The sequence below is a fragment of the Paenibacillus donghaensis genome (assembly GCF_002192415.1).
Classification (GTDB): Bacteria; Bacillota; Bacilli; order Paenibacillales; family Paenibacillaceae; genus Paenibacillus_AQ; species Paenibacillus_AQ donghaensis.
In genome coordinates, this window is sequence record NZ_CP021780.1 from 2,914,813 (window position 1) to 2,934,565 (window position 19,753).

The window sequence follows — 19,753 nt, forward strand, 5'->3', positions numbered from 1 at the left end:
GAGCCGATTGATATGCCAAAAACAAAACCATACGCTCCATCACGAGCGGTCCAAGGAAAAGGGCGTATGCCCTTTTCTGCTATTAAACAAAGGTTCGGGAAGAAGCAGATTGTTACCTGGCTAGGCGCTATAATCGTTCTTTTGTTGTTTGTATTGCCTGTTCTTAAGCTTGTTTTGCTTAGTTTCCGTGGGGAGCAAGGGCTTGTGTTAACGAACTACAGTGAGCTTATGCAGCAGAGCCGGTTCTGGAATACCCTGCGCAGCACAGCCATTATTGTTGGGGGTTCAACCGTTCTTTCCTTATTCCTTGGAACTGCAGCCGCTTGGCTGATTGCATACACGGATATTCCCCGGAAGCGGATGCTGCATATAGCGATCCTGCTGTGCTTTATACTGCCTTCTTATGTATTGACGCTGTCCTGGTCTTCCTTTATGGGCACGCAGGGCATTGTAGCCAAGCTGCTGGGATGGTTGAGTCCAGGGCTTATGCCGTGGAGTATGTACAGCATGGGAGGAATCATCTTCGTGATGGGAATCCATCATTTCCCGCTGGTGTATATGTTTACGTTGGAGGTCTTCCGCAAAATCCCACGCGATCTGGAATGGGCATCCCGGGCAGGAGGAGCAGGCAAATTGGAAACGTTCTGGCGGATTACGCTGCCCCTGGCTCTGCCCGGCCTTACGGCTGGAGGACTGCTCGTATTCCTGGCATCGCTGGATAACTTCGGTATCCCGGCCTTTCTGGGCACGCCTGTGAACATCTCGGTGCTAAGTACCCTTATTTATGAAGAAATTATCGGGTTTGGCCCGTCTGCTTTTGCCCGTGGCGCTTCGTTATCCGTATTGCTTGGCTTAGCTGCGATTATGGGGAGTCTGCTGCAATGGCTGCTTCTGCGCAAGAGCCACGCCTCCGATACGATTCAACCGGATTATTCACCCAGGTATACACTGGGCAAATCAAGAAAATGGGTATCTGCGCTATTATGGGCATTTCTGCTGTTGGTTACGGTGGTTCCGTTATTCTCGATGGTATCGATGTCCTTGAAAAAAGCCTACGGGCTTGGCCTGACTGCGTCCAATATGACGTTTAATAATTATCGTTACATCCTGTTCGAGAATCCGCGGGTATGGCAAGCGATACAGAATAGTCTTGTGTTATCCGGTATTACCATGCTGGTATGCCTTCTGATTGGCTCTTGCTTCGCTTATATTCGGGTTCGCAAGCCTTCACGGCTGAATCGGCTGGCAGAACTGGCCACGGCTGTTCCTTATACATTGCCCGGTATCGTGTTCGCCTTGTCGATGATTCTAGTCTGGATGGAACCTATTCCCGGATGGAATCCCGGGATATATGGAACAATGGCCATCCTGTTCATTGCTTACATCTGCCGGTTTATGATCCTGCAGATTCGTTCCGGTGTGACGGCCTTTATGCAGGTCGACATCTCTATGGAGGAAGCCGCTCGCATCTCGGGTGCGGGTCCCTGGCAACGATGGCGCTCAGTCTTGCTGCCGCTTACCCTGCCAGGTATTTTGACTGGCGGCTTGCTGGTCTTTCTGACAGCGCTGACTGAACTGACAGTGTCAGCCTTGCTCTATTCCTCGGGTTCCCAGACGATAGGTGTGACTATATTCAGCTTTGAGCAAGCAGGGGAAACCCTTTATTCTACAGCCTTATCAAGCCTGATCGTCGTGTTGATTGCGGCAGGAGGAGCCCTCGTGCTGCTCGTTCAGAAGTGGGCAACGCGGAAGGGAGTGCGGCCATGAGTATTGAAATGAAACGAATCAGCAAAGTATTTGGGAGTGCCCAGGCCTTGCATTATATTGATCTAACCATAGAAGAAGGAGAGTTTGTCGCTATCCTGGGACCTTCAGGCTGTGGGAAAACAACGCTGCTGCGAATCCTTGCCGGCTTCGAGCAGCCAACTACAGGGCAGATCAGCTTAAATGGCAAGCTGGTAGCCGGAGATGGCTTGGTTCTGCCGCCGGAGAAACGAAGAATCGGGATGGTATTCCAATCCTTCGCCTTGTGGCCCCATATGAATGTGACGGAGCACATCCGGTTTCCGATTCGTACACACAAGGAAACGCCCGCACGAATCAAGCAGAATGAGCAGGAGAGGGTGAACCAGGTGCTTGAGCTTACCGGACTTACCAAGCTGGCCTCCCGTATGCCTCATGAGCTCTCCGGCGGCCAGAAGCAGCGGGTAGCCATCGCCAGGGCCATTGCACCTGAACCTTCGCTATTGTTAATGGATGAGCCGTTAAGCAGCCTGGATGCCATGCTTCGGATGGATATGCGCCGGGAAATTCAGGATGTTCATCGCCGTACCCGCTCTGCCATTGTTTACGTAACACATGATCAGGGAGAAGCCTTGGCCATGGCGGACCGAATCGTAGTTATGAAAGACGGTCAGATTGAACAGGTCGGAACGCCTCAGGATATTTATCTGCGGCCACAGACCGAATTTGTTGCCAGATTTGTCTCCAAATCCAATCTCGTAGAAGGAAGATGGGTCAACAATCGTTTTGTTCCAAAGGGGAGTGACCATGAGGCGTGGGACGGGCTGCCGGTTGGAACACATTTTAAGAATAGCGGCCAGTATCCGGTTCGTCCGGACCAGTTCTCTATATCTAGAGAGCCGGGAGCAGGAATACCTGGAGAGATTGTTAACGTGCAGTTTCAGGGGAATGTATTTCACTACAATGTCCTCAGCGGTACCCAGCAATGGGAGGTGGTTTCGCCGTTGCAATTTCAGAGGAATGACAAGATCTCGCTCAGCTTAATTTAAAGAGCCGATTTCTTGTTCTGAATAACAACAAGAAATCGGCCCTATTGCTGCAGCCTTTACCGCGTCAACGGCGCTGAACTACAAATGATGAAATATGATGAAATAATTAGCTTAAGAGGCTTGTTCGAATTGGCTATTGTACAGCTCCGCATAGAAGCCATTCTTGGCAAGCAGTTCATTATGGCTTCCGCTTTCCAAGATATCGCCATCTTTCAGAACCAGAATCACATCGGCATTCTTAATCGTTGAGAGCCTATGTGCAATAACGAAGGAGGTTCTTCCTTCCATAAGCTTATCCATCGCCTGTTGAATCAAGAGCTCTGTTCTTGTATCGACTGAGCTTGTAGCTTCATCGAGGATAAGCATTGGCGCATTCTTGAGCATCGCGCGGGCGATTGTTAGCTGTTGCTTCTGTCCGGTGGATAGATTGACCTTGTCATTCAATACGGTATTGTAACCGGCACTTAAGGTTTGGATGAAATGGTGCAAGCCCACCGACTTACAAGCCTCTTCAATTTCTTTGTCGGTTACGCCCGGTTTGTTATACACTAAATTCTCCCTGATGGTGCCTTCAAAAAGCCAGGTATCTTGCAGAACTATACAGAATAAATCATGGATATTCTCTCGGGTTAAACTGCTGATCGGGGTACCGTCAATATAAATTCCCCCGCCTTTTAGTTCATTAAACCGTATTAGCAGGTTCACAAGCGTTGTTTTACCTGCGCCGGTAGGACCGACTATAGCGATTTTTTGCCCAGGCTTAACTTCTGTAGAGAAATCTTTAATAATAAGCTTGTCTGAATTCTCATAAGCAAATTGCACATGTTCAAATTTCACATGGCCCACAGCAGTTTCAAGATGGCTGTCCTTATGACTCTCATTGTCCATTTCATCAGCATCCATGAATTCAAAGACTCGTTTGCTTGCCGCGGACGCCGATTGCAAACTTTGTGCGGCTTGCGCAATCTGTGACAGGGGTTGTGTGAAGTAACGGACATACAGGATGAAGGCTACAATAACCCCGAAGGATATCGTTCCATTCATAGCAAGGACAGCACCTACGACACAGACGGACACAAACCCCAGATTTCCTATGAACATCATAATCGGCATCATGAGACCGGAGAGGAACTGTGCTTTAAATGCACTATCTTTCAGATTAGTATTCAGGGATTCAAAGGTATTGCGCATTTGCGATTCGCCATTGTAGGCTTTCACTACAGTATGTCCTGAATATACTTCCTCCACATGGCCATTGATTTTACCTAAGTATTCTTGCTGACTTTGAAAGTACTTTTGAGATTTCTTCATAATGGCCGCCATGAGGCCGAAGCCAATGACTGTTGCAACAATCGCTGTAAGGGTCATGAGCACATTCGTTTTGAACATCATGATAATGGACCCGACAAACAGGGCGAGGGCGGTGACCAGTGAACCAACGCTTTGATTTAAGGCTTGCCCGATCGTATCCACATCGTTTGTTACCCGGGACAGGATGTCACCGGTTGTTGACTTATTATAATAAGAGATCGGAAGTCTGTTCATTTTACTGGAGAGATCCGTTCGTAAGCTTTTGGAGACTTTTTGCGTAACTATGGACATTATTAATCCTTGTGCCAATGACAATACAGCGCTAAGGATGTAGATAAATACAAGGAAGAGGCCGATGGAAGTTATGGCTTCCATATCAATACCGGTGACAAGGCCTGCGGTGATCAAATCTGTCATCTCCGAAAGCTTATCCGGCCCGAGCAAAGTCAGTACCGTACCGATGGCCGCACTGATAATTGCTATAAGAACTACAGGAATATACTTTCTGCAATAACGGAGAAGTTTGCTCCAGGTGCTCAGTTGCGCTTTGCTCTTGTTCATTAGGCCAGCTCCTCCTTAGAAAGTTGTGAGTAAGCAATCTCTTGGTAAATGCTGCAGGACTGCATTAATTCATCATGTGTTCCCATGCCTGCCATACGCCCGGCTTCCAGTACAATAATTCTGTCCGCGTCTTTGATTGTACCGATCCGTTGGGCCACAATCAGGATCGTTGTACCGCGGGATTCTTTCTTCAGCTCACTACGCAGTTTGCGGTCTGTCTTATAATCAAGTGCAGAGAAGGAATCATCGAAGATCAATATTTCAGGACGGCGCGCAATGGCCCGGGCAATCGAAAGACGTTGTTTTTGTCCGCCGGACAGGTTCGAACCGCCTTGGGCGACTTGGGCCTCGTAGCTTCCTTCCATCTTTTCAACGAAATCCGAAGCTTGAGAGGTATAAACGGCATCAACAACATCAGATGTCAGGTCACTGCCATTATCGCCAAAAGCAACATTGGAGCTCACCGTACCGCCAAACAAAATCGCTTTCTGGGAGACATACCCCATTTTATTGCGCAGCGCACTTTGCTCATATTGGCTAACATTGATCCCGTCAACCAACACCTCACCTGCTGTAGCATCATAAAAGCGGGGGATCAGGTTCACAAGGGTACTTTTTCCGCATCCGGTTGAACCAATGAATGCCACAGTTTCTCCTTGGTTCACCGTAAAGCTGATGTCCTCAATGACGCATTCCTCTGCATCCGGATATTTAAAGCTGACGTTTCTGAATTCCACTTCGCCAACCCGATCCATCGGGGAGGAGGTAAGTAATCCGTCCTCTAAGCTTGCCTTAGTATCCAGCACTTCGTTGATTCTTTTGGCAGATACGTGGGCACGGGGCATTAGAATAAAGATCATGATCAACATCATGAATGCCATTACTACCTGCATCGCATAGGATGAGAACACAATCATATCTGAAAACAAGCCCATCTTGGCGGTACCAGCAGCATTTTGAATCATTACAGCACCTATCCAGTAGATAGCGAGACTTAAACCGCTCATTATGAGAGAAATACTTGGCATCATCATGGTCATTACATTGTTGGCGAATAAATTAGTTCGGGTAAGCTCATTGTTGGCTACGCTAAATTTATCTTCCTGATAGCTTTCCGCATTATACGCGCGAATGACACGAAGTCCGGTGAGGTTCTCTCTTGCAACCCGATTAAGGTTGTCTGTCAGTTGCTGCAATCTTTGGAATTTCGGAAGCACGAGCACGATACAAATGCCGACAACAAGAATTAACACACCAACAGCGGCGCCGGTAGCAAGCGACCACTGCCAGCTCTTGCCCGTGATCTTTAGTAGCGCCCACACCGCAAGGATAGGGGCTTTCACAAGCAGCTGCAATCCAATGACAATCAGCATTTGCACTTGCGTAATGTCATTCGTCGAACGAGTGATTAGACTGGCCGTAGAGAAGTTGTTGATTTCTTCCATGGAGAAGGACTGTACCTTGTCAAACAATTTAGAGCGTAATCTTGAGGAAAAATCAGCCGCAATTCTGGCAGCAATCCCCGCAACGATAATTGAGGTGGCTAAGCTGCCCAAAGCACAGAGCAACATCCAGCCTCCGGCTGCTAGGATTTCGTTCATTTCACTTCCCGGCGTCTGGATAAGACGGGTAATGTCGCTCATGTAATCGGGCAATTCCAGATCCAGCCACACCTGTGTAACAATGAAGAGCAGGCTGATACCGAATAAGGCCCATTCCTTCGGTTTCAAGTACTTGAGTATAGTGACCATATATCTGACTCCTTTATGTAGTGTTGCTTATAGGATAACGAAATAAGATAAACAAAAAATTAACTTTTCAGAAAAAAATAAAAAGCCCTGAAAGAACCATTCAGTTCTTTCAGGGCTTAAACTATAGTCCAATTGGTATTGAAATAATAAACGAGGTACCTTGGAGAGGCTTACTATCGCAAACAATTGTTCCGGCATGCAGATGAATGATCTTGCTCACGATCGCTAATCCTAGACCATTGCCCGCAGTCGAGTGGGAAGTGTCCTGCTGATAGAATTTATCGAATATCCTTGGAAGAGCTTCTGCACTAATACCGCTTCCGTTGTCACGGAACAGAATATCAATGGTATCTTCATTTCGCTTCATTCCAACTTCAATTATGCCATTCTCCGGAGTGAACTTGATCGCGTTATCCAACAAGTTCAACCAGACTTGATTTATCAGCTCTTTGTTTCCGGAGATATGATCATCCTGAACGTTAACCTTTATCGACAGATTCTTCTTCTCCAATTTGGCAGCAAGCAGTAGTACACATTGGCGAAGCTGCTCCCCGACATTAAACCGCTGTTTGTTCGTCAGAATCATTTGCGTCTCAATCTTCGACAGCTCCAGGACATTCGAGGCAAGGGAAGCGAGTCTGGCCGATTCCTCAATGATAATATCAAGATACTCATCCCGTTCTTCTTTGGGAAGATCATCATGTTTTAGAATCTCAGCAAAACCTTTGATCGAGACAATGGGTGTTTTGAATTCATGTGAGAAATTGTTAACGAAATCGGACCGCAGAATCTCGATTCCCCCGAGCTCTTCGGCCATCCGGTTAAAGTTCTCTGAGAGGATTTTAAATTCCGGAGGACTTTTAAGCAGAAGGCGCATGGAGAAGTCACCGCCGGCAAGCCGGTCCGTAGCTTCAATAAACATCCGAATGGACTTTAGCATTTTTTTGCTTGTGATGGCCGAGATCGTGGTACCTATAATGGTGCAAGCCATTAATATCACTACGGGAAGTACGATTCCATCCTGGGCTATTTCTTCATTCAGAAGGCCAAAAACCTGTGCAAGATAGAACAGTAGCCCAGTAATAACTACAGTAATGAGAAAGATGAAGAATATGGAAATGGAGAAATAGAAGGGGAGACTGATTCTGTTGAATAGCCTGGTGCTTAATTTACTCAACTCATTCTCACCGCCTTATAGCCCAGACCATACACGGAAACTAGCTCAAACTCCGGATAAGCTTCGAACCGTTTCCGCAATCGATTGATATGTACATTCACAGTAGTGTCTGTACTCTCGCTTCCCAACCCCCAGATTTCATCCATAAGCTGGATGCGCGTGAATATCCGCTCCGGGTAGGATAATAGCTTATATAGCAGATAGAATTCCTTTTGAGGAAGGGTCTGCTTCTCGTCCTCCCGGATTACGGTCAAGGTGTCATAATCAAGTATGACTTTACCCACTGTTAGTTTACGGGCACTTGCAATTTGTGAACGGCGAAGCAGGGCATGGATTCTGAGAAGCATTTCTTCGGTATCCAGGGGCTTGGTCATATAATCATCGGTTCCAAGCCGGAATCCCTTTTTCTTATCTTCAGGAAGCTGTTTTGCTGTGGCCATAAGAATGGGGATCAAGCTATTGGCCTCTCTAACTTCCTTCGCAAATTCATAACCATCCATATTAGGCATCATGATATCCAGAATGATTAGATCAATATGCTGCGCATCAAGGACCTCCAGAGCCTTAACTCCGTCTTCGGCAGTAACAACAGAATATCCTTCCCGTTTCAGAACAGCTTCAAGAAGTCTTCGTACATGTTTATCATCTTCTACGACCAGAATATTGATCATGGTTTCACTCCACTCCTTGAGGTATCAGAGCCATAATATCACCTCTCTTTTGCAAAATACAAACTGTTCAGATTTAGCCTAAAGGGAGAGTTGTGATAAACTTGATGAAACCTTTAAAAATAAGGATGTGTTAAACAATGAATTTCGAAATGGTTATGCAGGAGCTTGAAGCTCTCGGCAAGGAACGAACCAAGAAAATATACGTATCCAATGGCGCACACGAACCGGTTTTTGGTGTGGCTACAGGCGAGATGAAGCCCATCGCCAGAAAAATCAAAAAAAATCAAGCTTTGGCTGATCAGCTATACTCCACAGGAAATTACGACGCAATGTACTTTGCCGGCGTAATTGCAGACCCCACAGCAATGACTGAAGCGGATTTTAACCGTTGGATAGATTCGGCTTATTTCTATATGCTGTCTGATTTTGTAGTGGCAGTAACCTTGGCAGAATCAGATATTGCGCAAGATGTTGCCGATCAATGGATTGCAAGCAGCGAAGAGCTGAGGCAGTCAGCGGGCTGGAGTTGCTACTGCTGGCTTTTGGGTAATCGGCCGGACAATGAATTCTCCGAAAGCAAACTGGCCAATATGCTTGAACTTGTGCAACATACGATTCACGATGCTCCCGAACGAACCAAATACGCTATGAATAGCTTCATTTACACCGTGGGGATATCCTATTTGCCTCTCCATGACAAGGCGGTAGACACTGCAAAAGCAGTAGGACCAGTAGAAGTTAAGCAGGACAAGAAAAAAAGCAAGTTGTTACTCGCTTCCGAAAATATTCAGAAGGCTGTAGATAAAGAACGGCTTGGTTTCAAACGCAAATATGTAAGATGCTAAAGCTTGATAAACTAATAATCAACCAAATCAAACTAATTACAGCAGCAGCTAATGCAACAAAGGGGCTGAGGGGCCAGAAGAGCAAGCTGGATAATAGTAGCAAAACCAAATAAAGCTTTGCGAATACGCTTCGGAGGTTCAAGGTTGTTTTGCAGTTGAGACGGGACCTGAAACAGCTGCTCATCTCAAAACATTTCTTGATAATATCGGCATGAAAGTTATTCGAACAGATGAAAGTCCGCGTAAATGGCGGACTTTTTTTATTGGTAGATTTATCCACTAAGATAATTGCTGATTCCTATTGTAATTTCAGTCTTTAGTAGTAGGTCAACGATGATGAGGTATGTATAATTAGGAATTGAAAGGAGAGTCGTAACATAAATCCAGTTGGGCATTTTTATAGACAAATTGGGGGTTGAAAAGAAGCAGCCTTCTAGCATGCGATTGTTTAAGCATCATGTTCCAGAAGAACAGCTGCAGCAAGGGATGGCTCTATTCCAATCGCTGATGGCCATCTTCATGGTGCTTGGCCCTATGCTTGGCACCTTCATTTACAGCACCTTTGGCCTTGAAACATCGATCGCTGTAATGGGCGTGGTTTTTCTGCTTTCTGCACTCGTCCTTATTCGCCTGCCTGAGGATAATATGGAACCACAGACGGTCGCTGTAAAAGGGCAGTTCCGTAAAGATTTCATTGAGGGCTTCCGCTATGTCTGGCAAAGCCAAGTGCTGCGTATGCTCGGACTCGCGTTTATTCTCGCGGGACTCGCTGTTGGCGTAGCCCAAGCGCTCAACCTGTTTATCGTAACGGAGCGGCTGGGCAGGAGTGAGGAGTTCCTGCAATATCTGCTGATGGTGAATGGCGCAGCCATGCTGATCGGGGGCGGGATCGTAGCCGTCTTCGCGAAGCGGGTTCCGCCGCAGCTTCTTCTTGCGATAGGCATGCTGGCAGGCGCGGTCTGCACAGCCATTGTCGGGTATTCGACGAGCGTTCCGGTCACGCTGACCGGTTCAATTTCTGAATGGTCTTGCTTTCCCTTGCATTCATATCGGGATCAGCACAATGATTCTGAAATGGTCACATGCTTCCATTGTCGGCCGGGTGAATGGGGTGCTGAATCCGATGTTCGTTGGCATGATGGTCGTTTCCATGTCTTTCGCTGGCGCGTTAAAGGATGCATTTTCGCTGGGTACGATCTATAGCGGAGCAGGATTATTATTTCTTCTTGGCGCACTGGTCATGCTGCCGATCATGAACCAAAAAGCGCCGGATAACGCACATACTGCACAAAAGAGATAATATCGCAATATCATTCTTTAATTAAACAAAAAACCAAAGAAAAAAAGAGAGGTTTATATGACTTATTATCAATTAGTAAGTGACTACAAGGACATTAAAACATATAAGGAAAGCTTTAATGAATTGGCTAAAATGGTATTTGGGCTTGATTTCAAAAAATGGTATGAAAAGGGGTACTGGAACGACAAATATATATGTTATTCATACATTGATGGAGATAAAGTAATAGCAAATGCTTCCATAAACAAAATGACATTAGTATCTAGTGGTAAAGAGTACAATGCCATCCAAGTGGGCACAGTTATGACGCATCCCGACTACCGTAATCAAGGATTATCGGGAAAACTGATGAACCATATTATTGAGAAATATGAACAAGAATACGACTTTATTTACTTATTTGCCAATGAATCGGTTCTAGACTTTTATCCTAGATTTGGGTTTGGAAAAGTGCAAGAAAGTAGTTTCTCGCTGAACGTGTCAGATCTGAAAACACAAACAGCAACAACACATTCTATACGTAGGTTAGATACGGATAACCCAGACGATTTTCAAATGATGGAGCAGTTTGCTGCGGAAAGAATACCTGTATCTCCAATAATGGGAGTGAAGAATAATGAACATCTATTGATGTTTTACTTTATCTTAGCATTTAATGATGCTATTTATTACATCGAAGCTATTGATGCCATTGTTATTTTTCAGCAAGAGGATAAGAATCTTCATATTTTTGATATTATCAGCAAACAAAAAGTTGATTACGATTTTATTATAAATAGCATTGTTTCTGCTGATACAGAGATCATTCATTTTTATTTCACAACAGATTACGAGAATGAGAACCTTTATACAGCGTTCATAACAGAGAGTGACGATACATTGTTTGTTCGTCCGTTATTTGTAGATGGGACAAGACATTTCTTGCTCCCATTAACTTCACATTCCTAATGGGTATTGGTGCTATATGCAATGGACTATACCAAAAAGCATATACCAACAGCCGATAGAACTGTTAGATAAAGCAATTGTTACTACTTAGAGCCCCTTTTTTTTCATGTGTTACTCGTCCGATCCTCTCCTACCACACCGCGCGACAAGGAGGCTAACCTTCTCGAGTAACCTTCTATATCCTCGCAGGGTCCTAAGTAGTAACAAGCAATTAAAACAAGTCCTACGTGGGAAAGATTGCTTTATAATAAGGGCCGTGTCTTCATACTAATCTGAAAAACATCCCCCGCCTCGCCGCCTAAAACAATCATCCCGCCTTCTGGGAGGACTACCGACTTAGCTTTATTGACGATAGAGGAGTACACAAGCATCCCATTCTCATCGTAAACGGCGAATCCTCCGCTTGCCGGAGCATCAACGCTCATGGCTTTAGTAGCCGATTTGGCATCGATCTTGAACCATACAGCGTGACCGCTTTTCTCAATCGTGCTGATCGATGTTTTTCCGCCGTAGATCGGGTTAACGGCATCTTCACTAAGGTAAGATTGCCCATCTATCGTCAAATACTCTTTGTTGTTCACAGTATGGAAGTTCAAATCGAAGGCATCTCTACCGTTCATAACCGGAATTTCTACGGCATTTACGGCTCTATGCTCATCAACAATTTTAGTGCCTGATGCATAGCCGTTTTCACTATCCACAGCTATATTCCTGACTAAGAAGGTAGGGGAGAGATAGAATAAAGAATTGATCTTTTCTCCCAACTCATAGTAATTTTTACCGTTTCTTTTTTCCCATGCAGCTTTCGTTGCCGGCTGAAGAGGATTGGCATCCAGCTTCTGATATTCATAGGCGACCATAAGCGTTTGCCCAATTCCGGGAATTTCCACATAGGTGTTAAGCTTGAAATAAGTTTTTCCATTCGATTGTTTGTCAAAGCTTATCGTCACATTTCCATCGTTGTTTTTGAATTGTCCTTTGCCCGTATACACATAGGTTTGTGGCGGGATAATCCCCCCGACTAGAGCGGGCAGCTTCATCTCTCCGTTCTTAATCTCCACATCTATCGTTGTGCCAACTGTGCCGTATAATCCAGAATAAGCGAGCTGCTCCGCCGGCATGTTGACCTTGACGGAAGGTTCAAAGGTTCGATCCGGCAAAATCTTTTGGATCTTGCCTTTGTCCTGCAAATATTCCAATAGAACGTTAGAAGCAAAAACACTGTTATACAGCGAGTTCCCGCCCGATGACAGGACAGCGATCGAAATATTATGTTCAGGCAATGTAGTCAAAGTAGCGTGATACATTACGGTATCCCCGCCTTTGGATAATGCTTTGATATCGTAATCATCAAACGGGGCCAAGCTGACGGCATCCCAGCCAAGACCATAGTTAAAGCTGTTTGTTTCCTCTGGTACCCAAATGCCTTTTCTATATTCTGCGCTTTGCATGGCGGCAGCCGATTTCTCAGATAAAATATTTGTTCGATTTCCGATCAATAAATCTCCGAAAACGGCTAGTTCTTCAGCAGTGGAGTAGATCCCGCCTGCACCAATGACGTTGGCATTCTCAACGGGCAAAGCCTGTTCCATCGTAGGGTAATAGGTTTTCGCCAGTTTTTCTCTGTCAAAAGCGCTAAGCGGCGTTTGGGTGGAGATGAATTTCAGCGGCTGGTTAATCTTCTGATCCAGAAAATCCGTGTAGCTTAAGCCGCTTACTCGTTCAACCAGGATCTCCAATAGCTGGAATCCATCGTTGCAATACACTGAATATTCACCCGGTTTGGACTTTAGGTGCTCTGATTGCAGCCTCAATAATAATTCATCACGGTTCCGGGTGTCATTGTCATCGAACAACATGCTATTGGCATAATGACTGCCGTAAAGACCTGAGGAATGATTCATGAGCATCCGCGGCGTAATTTCCTTATATCTTTCATCCGCCATGCTGAAATCCTTGATATAGGTGACAAGCGGTTGATCGATATCAATTTTGTTGGCATCAGCCAGCATCATCGCTGCAGCCGTTACATACATTTTGCTGACCGATCCGATGCCGAACATCGTATCCTTTGTAATTGGAGCGTGGGTGGCTTTATCGCGGACACCTGTGCCGTCGGATAATACAATCGCTCCCTTGTCCATAATGGCGTACTGCAAGCCGCTCACCCCATAGTCGGACACGATTTTTGCAGCCAGTTTTTGAGCCTTCTGCTGTACGGTTTCCTTACTGATTTGTGCTGCAGCCGAACTCATGGGTACGACCACAAGCATGGCAGTCATTACTACAGCAATGATTTTTTTCATGTTAACTTCCTCCTTAGGATCCTTTACCGGAATTTACCGGATTTAATGGGCTGTATTCAGCATACAAGAGAGGAGGCAGGTATATGCAAAAACACCCCGAAACGTCAAAAAACAATCCCTAAACAACAGCATGTTTAGGGATTGCTCGTTCAAAAAGGCAGCATGACCATATTGTGAAAGGTTTTTTGCTTGGTTTCAATAGTCATATGGCCGCCGTATTTATCGCATATTCTGGTGATATTCGTGAGACCGATACCATGGTTCTCCGGGTTTGGCTTTTGGCTGCGTAAAAGGGCGACATCATGTTCCATATAATTAACAATGTGTATGAACAGGGCAGTGTCATTGGAAAATATAGTGATCTCCACGTACCGGTCCTCTGCGATTTTCACCTGTTTGGAGGCTTCTATCGCATTATCCAGCATATTTCCGAGTACGACACATAAGTCATAACGATCTATCGAGATCTCAGGAGAATACAAGTTCAGCTTCGTTTCAATGCGTATGCCATTCGCTTGTCCGATATTAAGCGTGTTTGTAACGAGGGCATCTATCACTAAATGGCCTGTATTTACCCGTTGGTAGGCGCCTTCAACTTTGTTTAACGTCGTTCGGATATGCTCTAGTGCTGCTGCCAGCTCATTTCGCTTGATGCACTCTTCGATATAGAGTAACTGCTGGTTCGTGTCGTGGATTATTCTTTTGACCGATTTAAAGCTGTGCACAGTTTTTTCGTAATTTGCATCCTGATAGTTCATTTGCTGCTCCAGACGGGCATTTTCATGCTTGAATTGAAATTTATCAATAATCGTATCAAAAATGTAGATGATCATCACGTTTGTAAAAAGAAACCCAATAGCGGAAATAAAATAATGGATGTTCATCTCATTGTAATACGTGAGTACATTAAGCTGGTAGATGCTGATGATAGGGATAAGTATTAATAATATATAGTAACGATAATGCAAGGAGAAGCTTCTGCGTTTGGCGATCAGCCGAATAATCAGGATAACGGCAAACATAATCGTGAAGCTGAGCAGGATTACCTTGAGTAACAGGAACTGGTTCTGTTCATCTATAGAATCAAGACTGCTAAGGTCAACCATATCCAACAGATAAAAACAATAGACCGAAATCATATTAACGATAGACATTAACACCCCATAAAGCACGGTGAAAATAATCTTTGTTTTGATTTCCACGTTATAGACTAATGCCAAACTGAAAATGACCACTAAAGCCAGGAACGAAGAGATCACAAAAGAATCCGGAACGGATAAATAAATGTAACCAAGTACTCCGAAAACCATAAAGTACATCCACTTCTTATGCTTTTGGGCAGATTTGCCGAACACCGAGTTAAAGAAATAAATGATCTGAAGGCACATCACAACCTCAACACACAGCACAATCATCCAGTAGTTCGTGATCATATCAATGGACCTTCATAATCATAAATTTGGTGTAACAATCTTTAACCTCTTTCATTTTAGAGCGGCCGATCGGCAGCTCAATCCCACCCGACATAAGCACAACTCCGCTGGCGAACTTCCGCACATGAAGCAGATTGATAATGACGGAACGGTGGATTTGCAGGAAGTTGTTGTCTTTGAGTGCCAGCGCATAATCGGCAAGGATGCCTTTGCTTTCATAGATTTGATTGAGGGTGATAAAATTCAGCTTGCTTTTTATGGTTAAGCTTTTAGCAGCTTCGATCGCAATGATGTCATCATGCTTCAGAACAACTTCTTCATAGGCCGACTTGATGACCATAAACTTTTTATCAAGCGCTTGAAAGTAATTTTGGTCTTGAATAAATCACTTTTGGATGAAATGCACATTTAAATCCCTCAAGTGCGTGCGGATAGGAGACTTTGTTAGCAATAGTATTCAAATCGTAATGTTTCTGATATACTCTAAACGTAATGATTACTATTAAGTTGCAGACAAGGAGACTTAACACAATGAAGAGTACGAGAAGGCTTGTTATCAGCATACTGTTAACTGTTTCCATGTTAATAACTGCATGTAGCAATGAGGCAGACGAAGAGACGGCAGCTACGCAGCAGCCGGAGCCGGCGGCAACCCAATTGGCTGCGGAAGCACCAGCAGATTCGTTCGAACCGCATCAAATTGTTGATGCGTCGGGAGAGGAGCTTGAATTCAGTAAGAAAGTAGAGAAGGTAGCCTGCGTGGTCTCCCTTTGCGTTGATATATTGGCGGAACTTGGACTTGAGCCGATTGCGATTGCAGAGAGCGGTGTGCGCACCATTGCCACTGAGGACGAGTTCTACGGGGAGCATGGTAAAGCTTTCGCATCGATTGGCGGCAGCTTTTTTGAACCTAATCTGGAGGACATCGTAACAGTGAAGCCTGATCTCGTCATTGGTCTGCTTGGAGTACACGATGCCTTGCGTGAAGGACTAACAGGTGTAGCGCCCGTTTATTTGGCTGGGCCCAAGACGTATACAGATTCCCTTGCGATTCTAGAGACGATTGGGAAGCTTACAGGAAGAACCGCCGAAGCTAAGGCGGCGGCAGAGAAGTTTCTGGACAAGCTTGATGAGGCGAAACAGAAAGCGCCCAAGGACAAAAAGGCACTTATAATGTATGGCTCTGATGTCAATTTTTCTATTGTAACCGATAGCGGTCTTGGCGGCTCAATACTGAAGGAAGTAAGCGATTACCCCTTTAAGGTTAATGATCCGTCCGAAGATCCCTATGGGGAAGGCAGTGTTCAGTATTCATTGGAGAAACTGTTGGAAGAGGACCCTGATGTAATTTTTGTAGAAAGCTATTCCTACAGCCCGGGCACAAAGACCTTATCCGAGCAAATGGGGGAGTTGCCGTTATGGAGCAAGCTTACGGCCGTTAAGGAACAACAAGTGATCGAAGTTCGTTCTCCCATCTGGGGAGACGGTCGCGGTACCCGTTCGCTCGGTATTCTCTTGGACGAATCGCTGGCAGCCTTATACCCGGATCTGTTCTAGGAGGCAGTGAACCCTATGCGAGCAGAACAACAGTTGTCTATGGTCGGAAGAAGAAGTTTTCTTCTTCCGATTTTTATATTCGGTTCGCTGCTGGCAGTGGCAGCAATAATTAATGTAAGCTCAGGTGCGCCGGAAATATCCTTGCAGGAACTGGCGGGCATAATTCTTTTCCGGACAGGCAGTGAACTGCAGCTTACAGTGATCTGGGATATGAGAATTCCCCGCATCATACTAGGACTGCTTGTCGGTATGATGCTTGGGGCTGCAGGCACACTTATGCAGGCTGCAATGAACAACAAGCTGGCAGGACCCGAGCTGCTGGGTGTATCCTCGGGAGCTTCACTTGCAATGGCTGCAGTCACCGTGCTGCATTTGCCGGTTGCAGTCATTATACATCCGGTAATAGCCTTGTTCGGCGGTCTTGCCGGCGGTCTTTGTGTCGTGCTGTCGGCAAGGGGCAGCCGCGGTACAGCAGGCATGCTTCTGATCGGCATGTCTGTATCCGCTATTCTAAACGGACTGCTCATTGTTCTGATTGCACTGGCGACAAGCAATGACGTTAATCTTCTCTACACCTACTTGCTCGGCTCGCTGGCCAACCGCAGCTGGGAGCATGTCATTCGTATGCTGCCATGGACCCTTGTCGTGCTGCCTATCGCCTTCTTGTTCACCCGTACGCTTAATTTGCTGCAGCTTGGCGATGAAACAGCCTCGGGGCTGGGAGTAAAAGTGCTACGGGCACGTATTCTTATACTTGCCGTGTGTACGGGACTGGTAGCCATAACGGTTGCCCAATGCGGTCCTATTGGCTATATCGCCTTAATTGCGCCCCATTTCATCCGCTCCATGCTGGGAACACTGGATACACGCCAGGTCCTGCCGTTAGCCGTGTTAGCCGGGGGTGTACTGCTGGTGGCGGCAGATACGGTAGCCCGTTTGCTGTTCTATCCCTTGGAAATTCCCGTCGGGGTGTGGACCACGCTGCTGGGCGGCGGATTGTTTCTGATGCTGTTGGTGAAGCGGCAAAGAGGCGGAAACAATGAGTAAGTGGGGGAGTATGGCAGCTACTCGAGGCAAAAGATTGACAGGGACGTTTTTTCTCCTTCTGCTGGGCATTATGTTGTTATTCGTCTTGCATATTGGACTTGGGAAAACGGTATTGACGCCCGAAGAAGTCCTGCGGGCATTGTTCAATCATGGCGGTGAGGAGGGCTTTCGTCATATCGTCTGGAATTTGCGGCTGCCGCGAGCCTTGGTTGCCATCGCTGCTGGCCTGATGCTGGGTACAGCCGGCGCCATTCTGCAGGTGGTCATGCGTAATCCGCTTGTAGAGCCCGGACTTGTGGGGGCATCTTCCGGAGCTGTACTGGCAGCCGTGCTCTGGATTAGCTTCGCGTCAGACACTCTAGTCCAGGCTGTACCGCTGACTTTTGTCGCTTTGATCGGCGGGCTTGGTGCAGTGCTGCTGGTGATTGCACTGAATGCCAGACACCCCGGCAACGGAACGCGGCTGGCTTTAATTGGTATCATCGTGACGGCGATTTTGCAGTCGGCGGTCTCCCTATTCCTTCTTCAGGGACAGCAGGGGTTGTCCACCATCTTTTTGTGGACCTTCGGTTCCCTAAATGGGCGGGGCTGGAGCAGTTGGGCTATGCTCTGGCCGTGGGCTGTGCTGGGCCTGTTTCTGTCTATGGTCTATGCGTACCAGGCTGAACTGCTTCAGCTGGGAGATACTACCGCCACCGGATTAGGCCTTGCCGTCAACCGTTCACGGTTCATGCTGCTTATCATTGCCTCGGGCTTAACGGCAGCTTCTGTCTCGGTAGTAGGAGCAATTGGTTTTATCGGACTTATCGGGCCGCACATTGCCTCGTTGCTCGTGGGAAGAAAACCCCTATTGTTGTTTCCGGTCAGTGCATTGTTCTCAGCCTTTTTGCTGCTGGCGTCAGACTGGTTAGGACAGAGCATCACCCTCAGGCTTCCATTTCCAGGTATGGAGAATCATCTGACAAGTCTCCCGGTCGGGGCAGTAACCACGTTGCTTGGTGCACCGTTCTTTCTGTTTCTTTTGCGCAAATCACTGGTGAAAAAGTAAAAAATAAGGGAGTCTCAACAGCTATGAAATGGCTGCTGGGTCTCCCTCTTATTTATAAGAAAAGCCGTTACTACTTAGAACCCCCTTGTGTTACTCGCCCGAGCCTGTCCTACCACACCGCGCGACAAGGAGGCTAAGCATAACAAGGAAGGCTGTCGCCGGTAACCAGCGATTAACTTTCAGACTATTAACGGACTCAGGAGCCCCTATTTGCTGTACAAAGGCTGTTTTGCAGCTCTAACGGACTCAGGAGCCCCTATTCAAGCCGAAACCCACTAGGTAAGGCCTGTTTTTCTGATATAGAGGCTATGGTGGTCCGTTACATTCCAAACCAGCGCAGAAATGAGGAAATAGAGGCTATACGGTCCGTTAGGACGTAGGTTACCTGTAGTTCGGGTAGGAGAGGGTTTGGATTACGGTAGTGCGATCCCCTAACCTTCGCCAGTAAACCTTCTATATCCTCGCAGGGTCCTAAGTAGTAACGAAAAGCCATACTATCTTAGCGAAACTGAAAAAACTCTACAGAACATAAATAATTAAACTCAGTAACAGTGAAGAGTATAAAGGAGAATTATAATAAACTTGATGAAACCTTCAAAAATAAGGATGTGTTAAACAATGAATTTCAAGGAACGAACCAAGAAAATATACGTATCCAATGGCGCACACGAACCGGTTTTTGGTGTGGCTACAGGCGAGATGAAGCACATCGCCAGGAAAATCAAAAATAATCAACCTTTGGCTGATTAGCTTTACACCACGGGGAATTACAACGCAATGTACTTTGCCGGCGTAATTGCAGACCCAAAAGCAATGACTGAAGCGGATTTTAACCGTTGGATAGATTCGGCTTATTTTTATATGCTTTCCGATTATGTAGTGGCAGTAACCTTGGCAGAAACAGATATTGCGCAAGAAGTTGCCGATAAATGGATCGCAAGCGGCGAAGAGCTGAGACAGGCCCAGTAGAAGTCAATCTGGATAAGAAAAAAAGCAAGTTTTTACT

13 protein-coding genes and 3 pseudogenes are annotated in these 19,753 nt (G+C 46.1%); 9 read left to right on the forward strand and 7 right to left on the reverse strand.

Going from position 1 to position 19,753, the window contains the following annotated elements:
- The first annotated feature begins 66 nt into the window (after positions 1–66).
- Both B9T62_RS12700 and B9T62_RS12705 read left to right on the forward strand, forming a co-directional pair.
- Positions 67–1,767, forward strand: coding sequence for an ABC transporter permease (locus tag B9T62_RS12700; RefSeq protein WP_425436647.1), 1,701 nt, complete (start codon positions 67–69; stop codon positions 1,765–1,767).
- On the forward strand, positions 1,764–2,792 hold the full coding sequence (locus B9T62_RS12705; RefSeq protein WP_087915585.1) for an ABC transporter ATP-binding protein: 1,029 nt from the start codon (positions 1,764–1,766) through the stop codon (positions 2,790–2,792). Before B9T62_RS12700 ends, B9T62_RS12705 begins: the two co-directional genes overlap by 4 nt.
- A 111-nt stretch (positions 2,793–2,903) precedes the next feature.
- On the opposite strand, the gene B9T62_RS12710 is transcribed toward B9T62_RS12705, so the two are convergent.
- The 4 genes from B9T62_RS12710 to B9T62_RS12725 all read right to left on the reverse strand — a co-directional run bounded on the left by B9T62_RS12710 (position 2,904) and on the right by B9T62_RS12725 (position 8,263).
- Positions 2,904–4,664, reverse strand: coding sequence for an ABC transporter ATP-binding protein (locus B9T62_RS12710; RefSeq protein WP_087915586.1), 1,761 nt, complete (start codon positions 4,662–4,664; stop codon positions 2,904–2,906).
- The gene (locus tag B9T62_RS12715; RefSeq protein WP_087915587.1) at positions 4,664–6,415 is read right to left on the reverse strand and encodes an ABC transporter ATP-binding protein; all 1,752 of its coding nucleotides are present in this window, start codon (positions 6,413–6,415) and stop codon (positions 4,664–4,666) included. The genes B9T62_RS12710 and B9T62_RS12715 overlap by 1 nt, the downstream gene beginning before the upstream one ends.
- 121 nt (positions 6,416–6,536) lie before the next feature.
- Positions 6,537–7,592 carry a HAMP domain-containing sensor histidine kinase gene (locus B9T62_RS12720; protein ID WP_087915588.1) on the reverse strand — a complete coding sequence of 352 codons (1,056 nt, stop codon included), beginning with the start codon at positions 7,590–7,592 and terminating at the stop codon, positions 6,537–6,539.
- Positions 7,589–8,263 (reverse strand): response regulator transcription factor, encoded by a 675-nt coding sequence (locus tag B9T62_RS12725; protein WP_087915589.1) that lies wholly within the window; start codon positions 8,261–8,263, stop codon positions 7,589–7,591. Before B9T62_RS12725 ends, B9T62_RS12720 begins: the two co-directional genes overlap by 4 nt.
- Before the next feature lie 137 nt (positions 8,264–8,400).
- On the opposite strand from B9T62_RS12725, the gene B9T62_RS12730 reads away from it, so the two are divergent.
- The 3 genes and pseudogenes from B9T62_RS12730 to B9T62_RS12740 all read left to right on the forward strand — a co-directional run bounded on the left by B9T62_RS12730 (position 8,401) and on the right by B9T62_RS12740 (position 11,356).
- The gene (locus B9T62_RS12730) at positions 8,401–9,108 is read left to right on the forward strand and encodes a DNA alkylation repair protein (RefSeq protein ID WP_087915590.1); all 708 of its coding nucleotides are present in this window, start codon (positions 8,401–8,403) and stop codon (positions 9,106–9,108) included.
- 423 nt (positions 9,109–9,531) lie between these two features.
- Positions 9,532–10,408, forward strand: a pseudogene (locus B9T62_RS12735) (MFS transporter); the annotation flags it as partial.
- A gap of 57 nt (positions 10,409–10,465) precedes the next feature.
- Positions 10,466–11,356: a GNAT family N-acetyltransferase gene (locus B9T62_RS12740; protein ID WP_087915591.1), complete on the forward strand. Its 891-nt coding sequence runs from the start codon at positions 10,466–10,468 to the stop codon at positions 11,354–11,356.
- 242 nt (positions 11,357–11,598) lie between these two features.
- On the opposite strand, the gene B9T62_RS12745 is transcribed toward B9T62_RS12740, so the two are convergent.
- The 3 genes and pseudogenes from B9T62_RS12745 to B9T62_RS12755 all read right to left on the reverse strand — a co-directional run.
- Positions 11,599–13,662: a serine hydrolase domain-containing protein gene (locus B9T62_RS12745; RefSeq protein WP_087915592.1), complete on the reverse strand. Its 2,064-nt coding sequence runs from the start codon at positions 13,660–13,662 to the stop codon at positions 11,599–11,601.
- Positions 13,663–13,811: 149 nt separating this feature from the next.
- Entirely contained in the window at positions 13,812–15,095 is a 1,284-nt protein-coding gene (locus B9T62_RS12750; protein WP_087915593.1) for an ATP-binding protein, read from the reverse strand.
- Between the two features lies 1 nt (position 15,096).
- Positions 15,097–15,462: pseudogene (locus B9T62_RS12755) on the reverse strand (LytR/AlgR family response regulator transcription factor); the annotation flags it as partial.
- 164 nt (positions 15,463–15,626) lie between these two features.
- Here B9T62_RS12755 and B9T62_RS12760 point away from each other — a divergent pair.
- From B9T62_RS12760 to B9T62_RS12775, 4 genes and pseudogenes are all read left to right on the forward strand, one after another.
- Positions 15,627–16,652 carry an ABC transporter substrate-binding protein gene (locus B9T62_RS12760; protein WP_087915594.1) on the forward strand — a complete coding sequence of 342 codons (1,026 nt, stop codon included), beginning with the start codon at positions 15,627–15,629 and terminating at the stop codon, positions 16,650–16,652.
- A 15-nt stretch (positions 16,653–16,667) separates the two neighbouring features.
- Positions 16,668–17,699, forward strand: a complete 1,032-nt coding sequence (locus B9T62_RS12765) for a FecCD family ABC transporter permease (protein ID WP_245864442.1) — start codon at positions 16,668–16,670, stop codon at positions 17,697–17,699.
- Positions 17,692–18,747, forward strand: coding sequence for a FecCD family ABC transporter permease (locus B9T62_RS12770; RefSeq protein ID WP_087915595.1), 1,056 nt, complete (start codon positions 17,692–17,694; stop codon positions 18,745–18,747). Before B9T62_RS12765 ends, B9T62_RS12770 begins: the two co-directional genes overlap by 8 nt.
- Before the next feature lie 618 nt (positions 18,748–19,365).
- Positions 19,366–19,710, forward strand: a pseudogene (locus tag B9T62_RS12775) (DNA alkylation repair protein); the annotation flags it as partial.
- Between the last annotated feature and the right edge of the window lie 43 nt (positions 19,711–19,753).